Consider the following 15,390-nt stretch of genomic DNA (forward strand, 5'->3'; position numbering starts at 1 on the left):
CGGGCCGCCGTCGCTCTCCGCCGGGCCGTCGTCGCGGTGCAGCCGGGGCACCAGCAGCTCGCCCGCGCGCAGCGCCACCTGGGGCTCACGGGCCGCGGACGCGACGGCGACCACGTCGCGCAACGCGGTGTCGCCCGGCTCGTCGACGTCGACCAGCAGGAGGCGACCGGGGTACTCGTTCTGTGCCGAGCGAGCCAGCCCGTAGGCCGCGGACAGTGCCAGGTCGGGTTCGTCGCCCGCACGCACGCCGAGCGCGCGCTCGGTGCGGACCACCAGCAGCGAACCGGCGAACCGCTGGTCGGTGAGCCACACGCGCAGGTACCCGGTCAGCTCGGTGAGCGCGGCGCGGACCCGTGCGGTGACGTCGTCCCCGGCGGGACGGGCCGGGCGCAGCACCACCACCGGCGGCACCGGGTCCTCCGCGTCCGCCAGCGATGCGAGGTCGAGCCCACCGATCCCAGGGTCGTGCCACCTACCGGGGTCGTCCACTGTGGACGGCCGGCGTACGGGCACCCAGTCCTGTGCAAGCAGTTCCGCGCCGTCCTCGGCCGGTCCCAGCAGGTAGGACTCGTCGGCGGGCAGCGGCCGGAACACCAGGGAGTCCACCGTGGCCACGGTGGCACCGGTCTCGTCCGCCAGCGTGATCGCCACGTCTCCGTTCCCGCCGGTGACGTGCACCCGTACCGTCGAGGCTCCGGCCCGGAACAGCGACAGCCCCGACCACGAGAACGGCATCGAGCCGCTGCCCTCGTCGATCCCGTCCAGCTGCGGGCCGAGACCGACCGCGTGCAGTGCCGCGTCGAGCAGCGCCGGATGCAGGCTGTAGCGCTTCGCGTCCCCCGCCGCTTCGGCGGGCAGGGCGACCTCGGCGAACATCTCCGAGCTCCCGTCGGGGTGGTCGCGCTGCCAGAGGGTCCGCAGGCCTCGGAACGCGCCCTCGTAGCGGAAGTGCCGGCCCTCCACCACCTCGTCATAGACGTCCGCGACCGGGATCTCCCGCGCATCCCGCGGCGGCCAGTGCGCGAGGGTCGTGTCCGGCGTCGCGGTGCGGATACCCAGGTAGCCGAAGGCGTGTGACCGCCATGGGCCCGGCTCGGCCCGGCCCACGCCCTCCGGCCGGGAGTACACCCGCACCGGGCGGCGGCCGCTCTCCTCGGCGTCGCCCACCACCACCTGCACCGATACCCCACCGTGCTCCGGCAGGGCCAGCGGTGCCTCGACGGTCAGCTGTTCGAGGAGGTCGCAGCCGGCATGCTCGCCCGCGGCCAGCGCCAGTTCCACGAAGCCGGTGCCGGCCAGCAGGGGGATGCCGCGCACCCGGTGTCCCCCCAGCCAGGAGTGCGACTCGAGGGACAACCTGCCGGTGAGCAGCACGCCGTCGCCCTCGGCCGCGGACAGCAGGGCGCCCAGCAGCGGGTGGCCCACCGGGAGCAGCCCGGTGGAACGCAGGTTCAGCCCATGCCCGTCCGGCACCAGCCAGTACCTCTCGTGCTGGAACGCGTAGGCGGGCAGGTCCGCCGTCCTGGCGGGCGCGGCGGGCAGCACGGCGGGCCAGTCCACCTCCACGCCTTGCGTGTGCAGCGCGCCGAGGGCGAGCAGCACGTCCTTGGTCTCGTCACGATCGGCCCCGCGCAGGGTGGGCACCACCGCCTCGTCCGGCCCGGCGTCCCTCCCGGCCAGCGCGGACAGCACGGCGCCCGGTCCCAGTTCGAGCAGGACGCGTGCACCGGCCTTGCGTGCGGTGCGCAGCCCGTCGTGGAACCGCACCGCCTGCCGGACGTGCGCGGTCCAGTACGCCGGCGAGCGCAGCTGCTCCGCCGTGGCCATCTCGCCGGTGAGGTTGGAGATCACCGGGATTTGCGGATCGTGCGTCGTCAACCCGGCCAGAACCGTGCCGAACTCGGCCAGCATCGGCTCCATCAGCGGTGAGTGGAACGCGTGGCTGACCTGCAGCCGCCGGGTCCGCCGTCCCCGGCCCGCCCAGTCGGCCTCCAGTTCCGTGATGTCCTCGTCCGCACCGGAGACGACCACTGTGTCCGAGGCGTTCACTGCCGCGACGGACACCCGCTGCGCGCGCCCCGCCAGCCAGGGGGCCAGGTCCTGCTCGGTGCCCTGCACGGACAGCATCGCGCCGCCCTCGGGCAGCGCGGCCATCAGGCGGCCTCTGGCGGCCACCAGGCGGACCGCGTCCGGCAGCGACCACACCCCGGCTACGTGCGCCGCGCTGATCTCCCCGATCGAATGTCCCAGCAGCAGGTCCGGGCGCACACCCCAGGAGTGCATCAGCCGGAACAGCGCGACCTCCACCGCGAACAGGGCGGCCTGGGCATAGTCGGTGCGGTCGAGCAGGTCCGGTTCGCCCTCGAGCACGGTCCGCAGCGGACTCGCCAGCTCCCGGTCGAACAGCTCGCACACCTCGTCGAAAGCCTCGGCGAACACCGGAAAGGAGGCGGCGAGCTGCCGCCCCATGCCGGGCCGCTGCGCGCCCTGGCCGGTGAACAGCATGCACAGCCCGCCGCCGGCGGAAGCGCCCACCGCCACATCGGTGGCCAGGCCGGTGCCGAGGTGGCCGCGCAGCGCGGAGGTGAGTTCGGTCAGGTCCCGGCCGGGCACTGCCAGCCGGTGGCGGAAGTGGGTGCGGCGGGTGGCCAATGCGTGCGCCAGCCCCTCGGCGGAGGGAGTATCGGCGGACTCGGCGAAGGCCAGCAGCCGGGTCGCCTGGGCGCGCAGCGCGTCCTCGGTCCGGCCCGACACCGTCCACACCAGGCCGGCGGACGGCACGCCGGGCTCCGGCGCCTCCGGCTCGACGTGCTGTTCCAGCACGACATGGGCGTTGGTGCCACTGATCCCGAAGGAGGAGACGGCGGCGCGGCGCGCTCGGCCGGTCTCCGGCCAGGGCATCGCATCGGCGAGCACGCGGACCCCGTCCACTCCCCAGTCCACCTTCGGGGTGGGGCTGTCCACGTGCAGCGTCTGCGGCGCGAGACCGTGCCGCATCGCCATGATCATCTTGATGATGCCGGCCACGCCGGCCGCGGCCTGCGTATGCCCGATGTTGGACTTCAGCGAGCCCAGCAGCAGTGGCCGGCCGGGCGGCCGGTTCCGGCCGTAGGTCGCCACCAGCGCGGTGCCCTCCACCGGGTCGCCGAGCGGGGTGCCGGTGCCGTGCGCCTCGACCACGTCGACGTCCTGGGTGGACAGTCCGGCGTCGGCGAGCGCGGTACGGATCACCTCCTGCTGGGCGGTGCCGTTGGGTGCGGAGAGCCCGTTGCTGGTGCCGTCGGAGTTGACCGCCGAGCCGCGCAGCACCGCGAGCACCTGATGGCCGTTCCGCCGCGCGTCGGAGAGCCGCTCCAGTACCAGGAGACCTGCCCCCTCGGCCCAGATCGAGCCGTTCGCCCCGGCCGCGAACGCCTTGATCCGGGCGTCCCGGGAGGTGACGCCCTGGCCGCAGAACTCGACGAACGTCTCCGGAGTGCTCAGCACCGTCACACCGCCCGCCAGCGCGATCGGGCACTCGTCGGAGCGCAGGGCCCGCATCGCGAGGTGGGTGGCGACCAGGGAGGACGAGCAGGCGGTGTCCACGGTGAGGGCCGGGCCGTGGAAGCCCAGGGCGTAGCTGATCCGGCCCGAGATCACGCTCATGGTGTTGCCGGTGATGCCGTACTGGGAGAACTGGTCGGTGCCTTGCCAGAGCATCTCGTAGTCGTTGCTGGACGCGCCGACGAAAACCCCGGCCCGCTCGCCCACCAGCGAGTCGGGCAGGATGCCCGCGGACTCCAACGCCTCCCAGGCCAGTTCCAGCACCAACCGCTGCTGCGGGTCCATCACCAGCGCCTCGCGCGGGGATATCCCGAAGAACGCGGGGTCGAAATCGCCCGCCCCGCTGAGGAAGCCGCCCTCGCGTACGTAGGACCGCCGCGCCTGCTGGGACTCCGGATCGGCGTCGTAGAGCTCCTCGATCGGCCAGTGCCGGTCCACGGGGAAAGGCGAAATGGCGTCCGTGCCCGCAGCCACCAGGTCCCACAGCTGGGCGGGCGAGGCCACGTCGCCGGGCAGCCGGCACGACATGCCGATCACCGCGATCGGCTCGGCGGACTGCTCGGTCGCGTCACGCAGCTGTTCCCGGGTGCGTAACAGGTCGGTGGTAACCCTTTTCAGATATTGCCGGAGCGTGCTGACTTCATCGGGTACTTCATCGGGCATGGACGACTCCCTGCGACGGTTGGCCGGTCAGAGTTGGAAGGTGATCCGTTCGGTGTCGAGGCCGCGGACGACCACGTGCCGGCGATAGCTCAGTGAGTCCTCGTGCACGTGGAAGCCGCGCAGCCGGCGGGCCAGCTCACCGAACACGATCTCCGCCTCCAGCCGGGCCAGGCTGCTGCCGAGGCAGTAGTGCGCGCCGGCGCCGAAGGCGAGGTTCATCGCGGCCGGCTTCCGGTCCGCGATGAACTGACCCGCCCTCGGGTACACCCGCTCGTCCCGGTTGCCGGACGCGAGGACCAGGGTGACCACCGAGCCCTCGGGGATGTCGAGGCCGTTGATCCGGTCGGACCGCAGCGCGACACGGCCGGTCAGCATGATCGGGCAGTCGTAGCGCAGCGCCTCGCTGACCACGTCGCCGGCGATCGCCGGGTTCTGCCGGAGCAGCTGGAACTGCTCCGGGTGGCGCGACATCGCGAGCAGGCCGTTGGTGATCAGGTTCGTGGTGGACTCGTGGGCCGCGGTGAACACGGTCACCACGACGTTCGTCACCTCACGTCGGCTCAGGCCGCGCCCGTCCTCCTGCGTGGAGAGCAGGCTGGAGATGAGGTCCTCTCCGGGGTTGCGGCGGCGCTTGTGGATGAGGTTCGCGAAGTAGCCGTGCAGTTCGGTGGTGGTGCGGATGATGCGGACGAGTTCCTCGCGGTCGAACATCGCGGTGGAGTGGAAGCTGGCCACCAGCGTGGGCAGCTCCGTGGACAGCGCCATGTCGCTGGACCACTCCCGCAGCATCGGGATGTCCTCGGCCGGGATGCCCAGGAGCGTCGCGATGACCCGCAGCGAGAGCACCGCGGCCAGGTCCTGTACGCCGTCGAACTCGCCGTCGGCCAGGCAGTCGCGGAGCAGTTCGTCCACGATCTCGCGAATCCACGGCTCGAAGCGCGCGGTGATCCGTGGCGTGAATGCCTTGCTGACCAGGCTCCGCTGCCGCCCGTGTCCGGGATCGTCCATGAAGAAGATCGAGTTGAGCACCGGCTCGTCACCGCGGTCGCCGAAGAGTTCCCGCATCCCCGGCGCGTTGAACGTGTCGCTGCCCATGGTCGTGTGGCTCTTGAGCACCGCCATACAGTTGTCGTGGTCGCTCAGCAGCAGGGAACCGTCCGGCGTCCACATCGGACCTTGCTCTCGCCACCGCTCGAACAACGGGTAGGGGTTCGCGAGCACCTCCCGGTCGAGCAGGGCGTGCAGCGGGTTGTCGAGCACGGTGGCCGGTGGGCGGCTTGGCACTGACATGGGCTAGCTCCTCTCCATGGCACGGCCGGCAGCGCGACCGGTGTCCGTTTTCTCGTCGTCGAGCACTCCGTCGATCAGCGCGAACATCTCGTCGTCCGTGGCGCCGCTCAGGTCGGGCACCGCGGCCCGCTCATCGGCGGTGCCGTCCTCCTGGCTGCGCAGCAGCCGCCGCAGTGTCGTAGTGACCACCTCGGGGACGGGCGCGGACGGACGCCGCCGGAGCAGGGCCGCCTCCAGCTCCCTCAGGCGGTCCAGCACGACCCGCTCGGCCGGGTCGCCCTCGTCGACACCGAGCGCGTCGCCGAGGTACCGGGCCAGCGCGGCGGCGGTGGGATGGTCGTAGACCGCGGAGGCCGGCAGCGGCACTCCGGTGTCCGCGCCGAGCAGGTTGCGCAGCCGGACCCCGGCCAGCGAGTCCAGGCCCAGCTCCTGGAACGGCCGGTGCGCGTCCAGGTCTCCGGCCGGCCGGCCCGAAACGACGGCGACCCGGGCGGTGACCAGCTCCAGCAGCACCGACGACCGCTGCTGCGGCGCGGTGGCCGCCAGCCGTTCCCGCAACGCGCTCGCGGGTTCGGGCCCGGTGTCCGCGCCCACACCCGGCAGTCCGGAGCACAGGCGCCCCGGCCGGGCCGCGGCGAACCGCGGCCAGTCCACGGCACCGACCACGTACTGCGCCGCACCGCCGGAGAGTGCCCGCTCCAGCGCGTCCAGCGCCCGGTCGGCGGGCATCGGCGTGGCGCCGCTGTCCGACCGCGCGCCGACGGGCCAGGACGTGGTCATCCCGGTGTCCAGCCAGGGGCCCCAGGCCAGGCTCGTCGCGGGCAGGCCGCCGGCCTGCCGATGGGCCGCCAGCGCTTCCACGACGGCGTTGGCCGCGGCGTAGTTGCCCTGCCCCGGCGAGCCCGCGGTGCCGGCCAGCGAGGAGCACAGCACGAAGAAACGGAGCGGATGGCCGGCGGTCAGCTCGTGCAGGAACCGCGCGCCGTCCGCCTTCGCCGCGAACACCCGCGCCAGCCGGGCCTCGGACAGCGCCTCCAGCACTCCGTCGTCGAGCACCCCGGCGGCGTGCACCACACCGGTGAGCGACCGCCCGGCGAGCAGCCCGGCCAGCGCCTCGCGGTCCGCCACGTCGCAGCCGGCGATCTCGACCTCGGTACCCAGCGCGGTGAGTTCGGCGCGCAGTTCCGTCGCGCCAGGGGTGTCCACGCCCCGGCGGCCGACCAGCAGCAGGCGGTCCGCACCCCGGGCCGCCAGCCGGCGGGCGACGTGCGCGCCGATGCCGCCCAGCCCCCCGGTGATCAGCACCGTGCCGATGGGCTCCGTCGTGGCGGGTTCGGTGCGAGGCACCGGGACCAGTCGCCTGGCGTACAGCCGCCCGTCCCGGATCGCGATCTCGTCTCGGGCGGCCAGCGCGGCGGGCAGCGCGGCCAGGTCCCCCACGTCCGGTCGCAGCGGCAGGTCCACCAGGCCGCCGTACAGCCGGGGCGCTTCCATGCCCGCGACCCGGACCAACCCGCACACGGCGGCCTGCTCCGGATTCGGCACGGTGTCCGCCGTGCCGGCCCGCACGGCGCCGCTGGTGATCGACCACAGGGGCGTATCCGCACCTCTGGACAGCAGCGCCCGCAGCAGCGCCAGGGTGGCGGCCAGGCCGGTCGGCACCCGCGGCGTATCCGAGCCCTCAGCCATCAGGCCGGCCGGCACCCGCGGCGTATCCGAGCCCTCGGCCATCGCCAGGAGGGACACGATGCCGCCCCCCGGCAGGTCGGGCAGCAGCCGGTCCCAGTGCTCGCCGTCCACGGCGTCGCCGCGCACGGTGCGGGTCCCTTCGCCCAGCACGCCCGCCACGTCCTCGGTGAGCCGGTCCCAGTCCGCGCCCGGCGGGGCCACCACCAGCCACGGCCCCGGCGCGTCGGCGACCGGGCCGGGGACGGGCAGCAGCGGCCACTCGACACCATGCAGCAGAGGGTCGGCCGGGACCGCTTCGTCGTCGGGCAGCCAGAACCGCTGCCGAGTGAACGCGTAGCCGGGCAGTGGCACCGCCCTCCCGCCCGCGCACCAGGCCGCCCAGTCCACGTCGACCCCCCGGGTGTGCGCGGTCGCCAACGCCGTCAGCAGGCCGTGCACCTCGTCGGCGTCCTGCCGTAGCACCGGCAGGAAACCGTCCCCGCCCAGCGCCTCCTGGCCGAGCGCGCTGAGCGTCGCGCCCGGTCCCAGCTCCAGGTAGGTGCTGGTGCCCGCCGCGTCCAGAGCGCGCAGGCAGTCGTGGAAGCGCACCGGTTCCCGCGCCTGCCGGACCCAGTACTCCGGGTCACGAAGCTCTTCGGTGACCCGTGCGCCGGTCACCGAGGACACGACCGGAATGACCGGTGTCCGGAAGTCCAGTCCGGCCAGCACCTTCCGCAAGGGGTCCAGAACCGGGTCCATGTGGTGGGAGTGGAACGCGTGCCGCACCGCCAGGCGGTGCACGTGGGCCACCCGCTGCGAGATCTCCCGCACCGCGTCCGCGTCCCCGGCGAGCACCACCGAGGCGGGCCCGTTCACCGCGGCCAGCGCCACCCGGTCCTCGAGTCCGCGCAGCAGTTCCGGCACGTCGGCTTCCGGTACCTGGACCGCCACCATCGCGCCCTCGCCACCGAGTTCGCGCATCAGCCGCCCGCGCGCGGCCACCAGTGCGCAGGCGTCGGCCAGCGAGAACACGCCCGCGGCGTGCGCGGCGGCGACTTCGCCGACCGAGTGCCCGGCCACCGCGTCCGGCCGCACCCCCATCGTGGTGAGCAGCCGGAACACCGCCACCTGAACCGCGAACACCGCGGCCTGCGCATGGTCGGTGCGTTCACCGGGTCCGTCCCGGAGGATCTCGGCGAGCGGCCGGTCCAGCAGCGGGTCCAGCTCGGCGGCGATCTCCTGGAGGGCCGCCGCGAACACCGGTACCCGGTCCCGGAGCGACGTGGCCATGTCCGCGTACTGCACGCCCTGGCCGGGGAACAGGAACGCGGTCGCGCCGTCGGCCGCCACTCCGGTACTGCCGGTCCCGGCTCGCAGCGCGGCGGTCAGCTCGCCGGTGTCCGTGCCGAGCACGACGGTGCGGGCACGCAGCCGGGCCCGCGTGGTGGCCAGCGAGTACGCCACGTCCAGCGCGGACGGCGAGCCGTTCCCGTCCTCGTCGGTCAGCCGGCGGAGCAGGGCCTCGGCCTGCGCGGGCAGCGCCTCCGGGGTGGCCGCGGAGAGCACCCACGGGATCAGCGGCGGAGCCGCGGCGGTCGCCGGCTCCGGTTCGGGCTCGGGCTCGGGCTCCTCCAGGATCACGTGCGCGTTGGTGCCGCTGAGGCTGAACGAGGACACCGCCGCCCGGCGCGGACGGCCCGCGCGCGGCCAGTCCATCGGCTCGTCCAGCAACCGCACCGCGCCGTCGTCCCAGTTCACGTGCGGGCTCGGGGCATTCAGGTGCAGGGTCCGGGGCAACCGGCCGTGCCGCATGGCCAGCACCATCTTGAGCACACCCGCCAAGCCCGCCGCGGCCTGGGTGTGCCCGAGGTTGGACTTCGCCGACCCGACCAGCACGGGCTGCGCCCGGTCCTGCCCGTAGGTCGCCAGCAGCGCGGTGGCCTCGATCGGGTCGCCGAGCGGGGTGCCGGTGCCGTGCGCCTCCACCGCGTCCACCTCGCCGGGCGCCAGGCCCGCGACGGCCAGCGCGTTCCGGATCACCCGCTGCTGGGCCGATCCGTTCGGCGCGGTCAGCCCGTTGGACGCGCCGTCGGAGTTGAGTGCCGAGCCGCGCAGCACGGCGAGCACCCGGTGGCCCCGTTCGCGCGCGGTGGAAAGCCGCTCCATCACCAGCAGGCCGGCGCCCTCGCTCCACGAGGTGCCCTCCGCGGCCGCGTCGAACGGTTTGCACCGGCCATCCGGGGCGAGCACCCCCACCTGGGAGAACTCCACGAACAGCGTCGGCGTGGTGAGCACCGTGATGCCACCCGCCAGCGCGACCGTGCACTCACCGGCCCGCAGCGCCTGCGCGGCCTGGTGCATCGCCACCAGCGCGGAGGAACACGCCGTGTCCACCGTGATCGCCGGGCCGTGGAAGCCGAACGTGTAGGCGAGCCGCCCCGACGCGACGCTGCCCGCGTTGCCGATCGAGACGTCGCCGGTGAGGTCCTCGGGCGTCCGGTGCGCGCGGCGCGCATAGTCGTTGCCCATCAGCCCGAGGTAGACACCGGTGCGGGTGCCCCGCAACGCGGCCGGGTCGATCCCGGCGTCTTCCAGCGCGTGCCAGGCCAGTTCCAGCAGGATGCGCTGCTGCGGGTCCATCGAGACCGCCTCGGCCGGGGCGATGCCGAAGAAGCCGTTGTCGAACTCGGCGATCCCGTCCAGGAAGCCGCCGTGCCGCACGTAGCTGCGCCCGCCACGGCCCGGCTCCGGGTGGTAGATCTCGTCCAGGTTCCAGCCGCGATCCGCCGGGAACTCGGTGATCGCGTCCCGCCCGTCGGCCAGCAGCGCCCACAGCTCGTCCATCGTGGACACCCCGCCGGGAAAGCGGCAGCTCGCGCCGACCAGCACCACCGGGTCGTCCATGTCGTGCGGGCCGGGCCCGGCGACCGGTGTCCGGCCGCCGGGTATAGCGCCGGGGAGCTGCCCGGACAGGTACCCGGCCAGGGCCGTGGGGGTGGGGTGGTCGAACACCGCGGTCGCGGGGAGCCGCACCCCGGTCGCGGCGGTGAGCCGGTTACGCAGCTCCACCCCGGACAGCGAGTCGAAGCCGATGTCGCGGAACGCCCGCGACGGGTCCACCCGGCGCTCCACGCCGAGCACGGAGCCCACCGTGGCCAGCACGAGATCGAGCACCGACCGCTCGCCACCGGAGACGAGCACGGGCGCCGCGGCCACGGAGGCCGGCCGGGCCGCGCTCCGCCGGACGCCGAGCAGCCCGGCCCACACCGGAGCCCGCTCCGGGCCTGCCGCACGCACGTTGGCCAGGTCGAAACGGGCGGGCACGGTGCACGCCAGGTCGGTGCCCAGCGCCGCGTCGAACAGTGCGAGCCCGTGTTCGCGGGACATCGGCACGAGCCCGGTTCGCCGCAGCCGGGCCCGGTCGGTGTCGCCCAGCCGCCCGGTCATGCCGGTGTCCTGCGCCCAAAGTCCCCACGCCATCGACGAAGCGGGCAGTCCCCGCGAGCGGCGGTGCTGCGCCAGCCCGTCCAGCCACGCGTTGGCGGCCGCGTAATTCGCCTGCCCCGGTGTGCCGAGGACACCGGCTACGGAGGAGAACAGCACGAACGCGGCCAGGTCGAGGTGTTCGGTCAGTTCGTGCAGGTTGCGCGCACCCTCGACTTTCGGTCGCAGCACCGCGTTCAGCCGTTCGGCGGTGAGGGAGCGCACCGTGCCGTCGTCCAGCACCCCGGCGGCGTGGATCACCGCGGTCAGCGGGCGGTGCGCGGGGATCGCCGCCAGCAGCTCGGCGAGGGCGGCCCGGTCGGCGACGTCGCATGCCACGACCGTGATCTCGGCGGTGCCGGTCAGGTCCTCGAGACCGGACCCGAGCGCCGCCGCGCCGCCCCGCCGCCCCGCCAGCACCAGGTGCCGCACCCCGTGCTCGGTGACCAGGTGCCGGGCCAGCTCCCGGCCGAGTACGCCGGTCCCGCCGGTGATCAACACCGTGCCTCCGGCGAGGGCGGGCCGGTCCCCCGTCCGCGTCACCCGGGCCAGCCGCGGCGCGAACGTCTGCCCGCCCCGGACGGCGATCTCCGGCTCACCGGTGCCCAACGCCAGCTCCAGGGCGGAGCCGGCGTCCTCGGGGTCGCCGGGGCGGTCCAGGTCGACCAGCACGAACCGGCCGGGATGTTCGGTGCGTGCCGTGCGGACCAAGCCCCAGACCGCCGCGGCGTCGGGGTCCTGGTCTTCCTCCGGGGCGATCGCGACCGCACCACGGGTCCGCACGATCAGGGGCCCGTCCGTCGCCTTCTCGTCGTCGGTGCCCAGAAACTCGCGGACCCGCGCCAGTGCTTCCTCGGGACCGGCCACGTCCACGATCGGCGCGTCCACGATCGCCGCGTCCACCATCGCCGGGGCGGGCCGCCGCGCAACCTGCACCCAGTCCAGCCGGTGCAGCGCCCGGTCCACGCCCGCCGTCCCCGGCCGCACAGGCCCTACGGGCCGGAGCGCGAGCGCGCTGATCGTGGCCACCGCTTCCCCCGCCGCGTCGGCGAGCGCCACGGCGAAGGAGTCGTTGCCCTGCGGAGCCAGCCGCACCCGCAATGCCGTGGCCCCGACCGCATGCAGTGCGACCCCGCTCCAGGAGAACGGCAACCTCACCGGCGCGTCCCCCGCATCCAGCAGCAGCGGGTGCAATGCGGCGTCGAGCAGGGCCGGGTGCAGGCCGAACCGCCCGGGATCGACCGGCAGCTCGACCTCGGCCCAGCGCTCCGCACCGAGCCGCCAGGCCCGCCGCAACCCCTGGAAGGCCGGCCCGTACTCGTAACCTCGCTCGTCGAGCTGTGCGTACTCGCCGTCGAGGTCGATCTCCTCGGCACCGGCCGGCGGCCACTCCGTCAGGTTCGCGCCGCCGGACCCCGCGGCCCGGAGCGTCCCCGTCGCGTACCGGGTCCACGGCGCGTCCGGCGCGGACCGGGCGTACATCGCCAGCGTGCCCGGATCCGTCTCGCCGATCGCGATCTGCAACTCGGTCTCGCCCCGCTCGGGCAGCACCAGCGGGCTCTCCAGCACCAGTTCGTCCAGCACCGGCAGCCCCGCCCGCTCACCCGCGTGCAGCGCCAGTTCGACGAACGCGGCCCCGGGCAGCAGCACGGTGCCGCGCACCTCGTGCTCGGCCAGCCAGGGGTGCCGGGCGAGAGAGAGCCGGCAGGTGGCGACCAGGCCACCGCCGGCGAGCTGGACCACCGAGTCCAGCATCGGATGCCCGGCGCCGGGCCCGGAGGCGGCGGTGGGCAGCATCCAGTACCGCTGCCCGCGGAACGGGTACGTCGGCAGCTCCACGCTCCGGGCGCCGTCGAACAGCCCGTTCCAGTGCACGTCCACACCGTGCACGGCTGCTTCGGCCACCGCCATCAGGAAGCGGTCGGCACCACCCTCGTCCCGTTTGAGGGTCTCCAGCACGACGCCGCCGCCGTCGTGGTCCTCCTGGTAGTCACTGAGGATCTGCCGCACGCCGCCGGCGAGCACCGGATGCGGGCTCGACTCCAGGAACGTGGTGTGCCCGGCGGCGACCAGCCCGCGCACCGTCGCCTCGAACTCGACCGTGGCGCGCAGGTTGCGGTACCAGTAGTCCGCGTCCAGCCCGGTGGTGTCCACCGGACCGCCGGTCACGGTCGAGTGGAAGGGAACCTCGGCCGCCACCGGAGTCACCGGCGCCAGCAGTTCGCGCAGCTCCGCACGCAGCAGCTCGACCTGCGCCGAATGCGAGGCGTAGTCCACCGGCAACAGGCGCGCCCGTATGTCCTCGGCGACCAGTGCGGCAGCGAACTCTTCGACCGCCTGGACGGTGCCCGAGACCACCGTCGCGAGCGGCCCGTTGACCGCGGCCACCGACAGATCCTCGCCCCAGCGGGCCATCGACTCTTCGACCGCCGCTCTCGGCAGCCCCACCGACAGCATCCGGCCCGTGCCGGAGAGCGCCCGCAATGCCCGGCTGCGCAGCGTGACGATCCGCGCCCCGTCGTCCAGGGACAGCGCGCCTGCTACGGTCGCGGCCGCGATCTCGCCCTGGGAGTGGCCCACCACCGCGGCCGGCCGCACCCCGTGTGCCCGCCAGAGTCCGGCCAGCGACACCATGACCGCCCACAGCGCGGGCTGCACCACGTCCACCCGGAGCAGCGCGTCAGCGTCGGTGAGCACGTCGCCCAGGTTCCAGTCCACGTACGGCGCCATCGCGTCCTGACAGGCCGCCATGTGCCCGGCAAAGACCGGGCTGGACTCCAGCAGTTCCGTGGCCATCCCGGTCCACTGCGTGCCCTGGCCGGGGAACAACAGCACCGGACTGGTGTCTCGGCAGGGTGACCCGACGACCGTGCCCGGTGCCGAACCGCCCTCGGCGAGCGCGTCCAGTCCGTGCACCAACGCGTCCCGGTCCCGGCCGAGGACGGCGGCCCGGTGCTCGAACCCGGCCCGGCCGGTCGCCAGCGTGTATCCGGCGTCCAGCAGACCGACCCGGTCCGGGCGGAGCCGCTCGGCCAGCCGGCCGGCCTGCTCCCGCAGCGCCTCCGCCGACCGTGCGGACAGCAGCAGCGGCACCGCGGACGCCGGGCGCGGTGCCGCGGCGGGCGCGGGTTCCGGCGCCTGTTCCAGGATCACGTGGGAATTGGTGCCGCTGATGCCGAACGAGGACACCCCGGCCCGGCGCGGCATCCCGGTCTCCGGCCACGGCGTGTTCTCCGCGAGCGGGGTGACCCTGCCGGACTCCCAGTCCACGTGCGGGCTGGGCTCGGTCAGGTGCAGGATGCGCGGCAGCACGCCGTCGCGCATGGCGTGCACCATCTTCAGGATGCCCGCCACCCCGGCAGCCGCCTGCGCGTGCCCGATGTTCGACTTGACCGACCCCATCAGCAGCGAGCGCGCCCGCTGCGGGCCGTGCACCGCCAGCAGCGCCCGTGCCTCGATCGGGTCGCCGAGCGCGGTGCCCGTGCCGTGCGCCTCCACCGCGTCGACGTCCGCCTCGGACAGTCCGGCGTCGGCCAGCGCCGCCCGCAGCACCCGTTCCTGAGCCGCCCCGCTGGGTGCGGAGAGCCCGTTGGAGGCCCCGTCCGAGTTGACCGCGGTGCCGCGCACCAGCGCGTGCACGGTGTGCCCATGGCGCAGGGCGTCGGAGAGCCGTTCCAGCACCAGCATTCCGACGCCCTCGGACCAGGCCGTACCGTCCGCCGTCGCGGAGAACGGCTTGCACCGGCCGTCCGGGGCGAGGCCCCGCAGCCGCGAGAACTCCACGAACATCTCCGGGGTCGCCATCACCGTCACCCCGCCGGACAGGGCCAGGTCACACTCGCCGAGACGCAGGGACTGCACCGCGAGATGAGTGGTCACCAGCGACGAGGAGCAGCCGGTGTCCACCGTGACCGCGGGGCCGTTGAGGCCGAGCACGTAGGCCACTCGGCCGGACGCCACGCTGGAGGTGTTCCCGGTGATCAGGTACCCCTCCAGCCCGTCCGGGACGGTATGCACCCGGGGCGCGTAGTCGTGCATCATCGAGCCGGCGAACACGGCCGTGCGGCTGCCCCGCAGCGAGGTGGGATCGATGGCCGCGTTCTCCAGGGCCTCCCACGCCGTCGTGAGCAGGAGGCGCTGCTGCGGATCGGTGGTCAACGCCTCGCGGGCGGAGAGCCCGAAGAACTCGGCGTCGAAATGGCCGGCGTCGTAGAGGAAGCCGCCGTGCCGGACGTAGGAGGTACCGGGCCGGTCCGGGTCGGGATCGTAGAGGGCCGCCAGGTCCCAGCCCCGGTCGTCCGGTAACTCGCCGATCGCGTCGATCCCGTCCCTGGCCACCTGCCAGAGCCCCTCCGGGTCGGTTATTCCGCCCGGATAGCGGCACGCCATTCCCACAATCGCAATCGGTTCGCCCGGCATCCGGTGCCCTCCCTGAGCAGTTTGGACTTTGTCGGCTACCACGGACGCAAGATCATTCGCCGAACTCGCGACCATCTAACCAAACGCCGATAAATCGAGGTGCATCAACATGATCAGCACCCGGACCCATTCCACACAACGCCTCCAGCCGACCAAGGTCTGGGGCTTTCACTAGAAACTTCGGCCTGCTGTCAAGGCTTTCTACCGCTACCGTGACGCGTAGAGGATCCCGCCGAATTGGCGCCACCCGCCAAAAGCAAGACAGCCGTTCCGTCGCACCGGCCACCCCCAGGTGAGCACCCCCTTTGGCCGTCGCCGCCGGGC

3 protein-coding genes are annotated in these 15,390 nt (G+C 73.8%); all 3 read right to left on the reverse strand.

Annotated elements, in window-relative coordinates:
* Positions 1 to 4,206 (reverse strand): type I polyketide synthase (locus V7793_RS05170; protein WP_335581707.1); only part of this gene is annotated, 4,206 nt, incomplete at its 3' end.
* Between the two features lie 27 nt (positions 4,207 to 4,233).
* Positions 4,234 to 5,496, reverse strand: coding sequence for a cytochrome P450 (locus V7793_RS05175; RefSeq protein ID WP_335581708.1), 1,263 nt, complete (start codon positions 5,494 to 5,496; stop codon positions 4,234 to 4,236).
* A 3-nt stretch (positions 5,497 to 5,499) separates the two neighbouring features.
* Entirely contained in the window at positions 5,500 to 15,108 is a 9,609-nt protein-coding gene (locus V7793_RS05180; protein WP_443057843.1) for an SDR family NAD(P)-dependent oxidoreductase, read from the reverse strand.
* Positions 15,109 to 15,390 lie beyond the last annotated feature (282 nt).

This window comes from Streptomyces sp. KLMMK (assembly GCF_036961605.1).
GTDB lineage: Bacteria > Actinomycetota > Actinomycetes > Streptomycetales > Streptomycetaceae > Streptomyces > Streptomyces telluris.

Bases quoted from the DNA above. Each gene is read 5' to 3' on its own strand.
- V7793_RS05175 (WP_335581708.1), bottom strand. From the start codon at position 5,496: ATGTCAGTGCCAAGCCGCCCACCGGCCACCGTGCTCGACAACCCGCTG.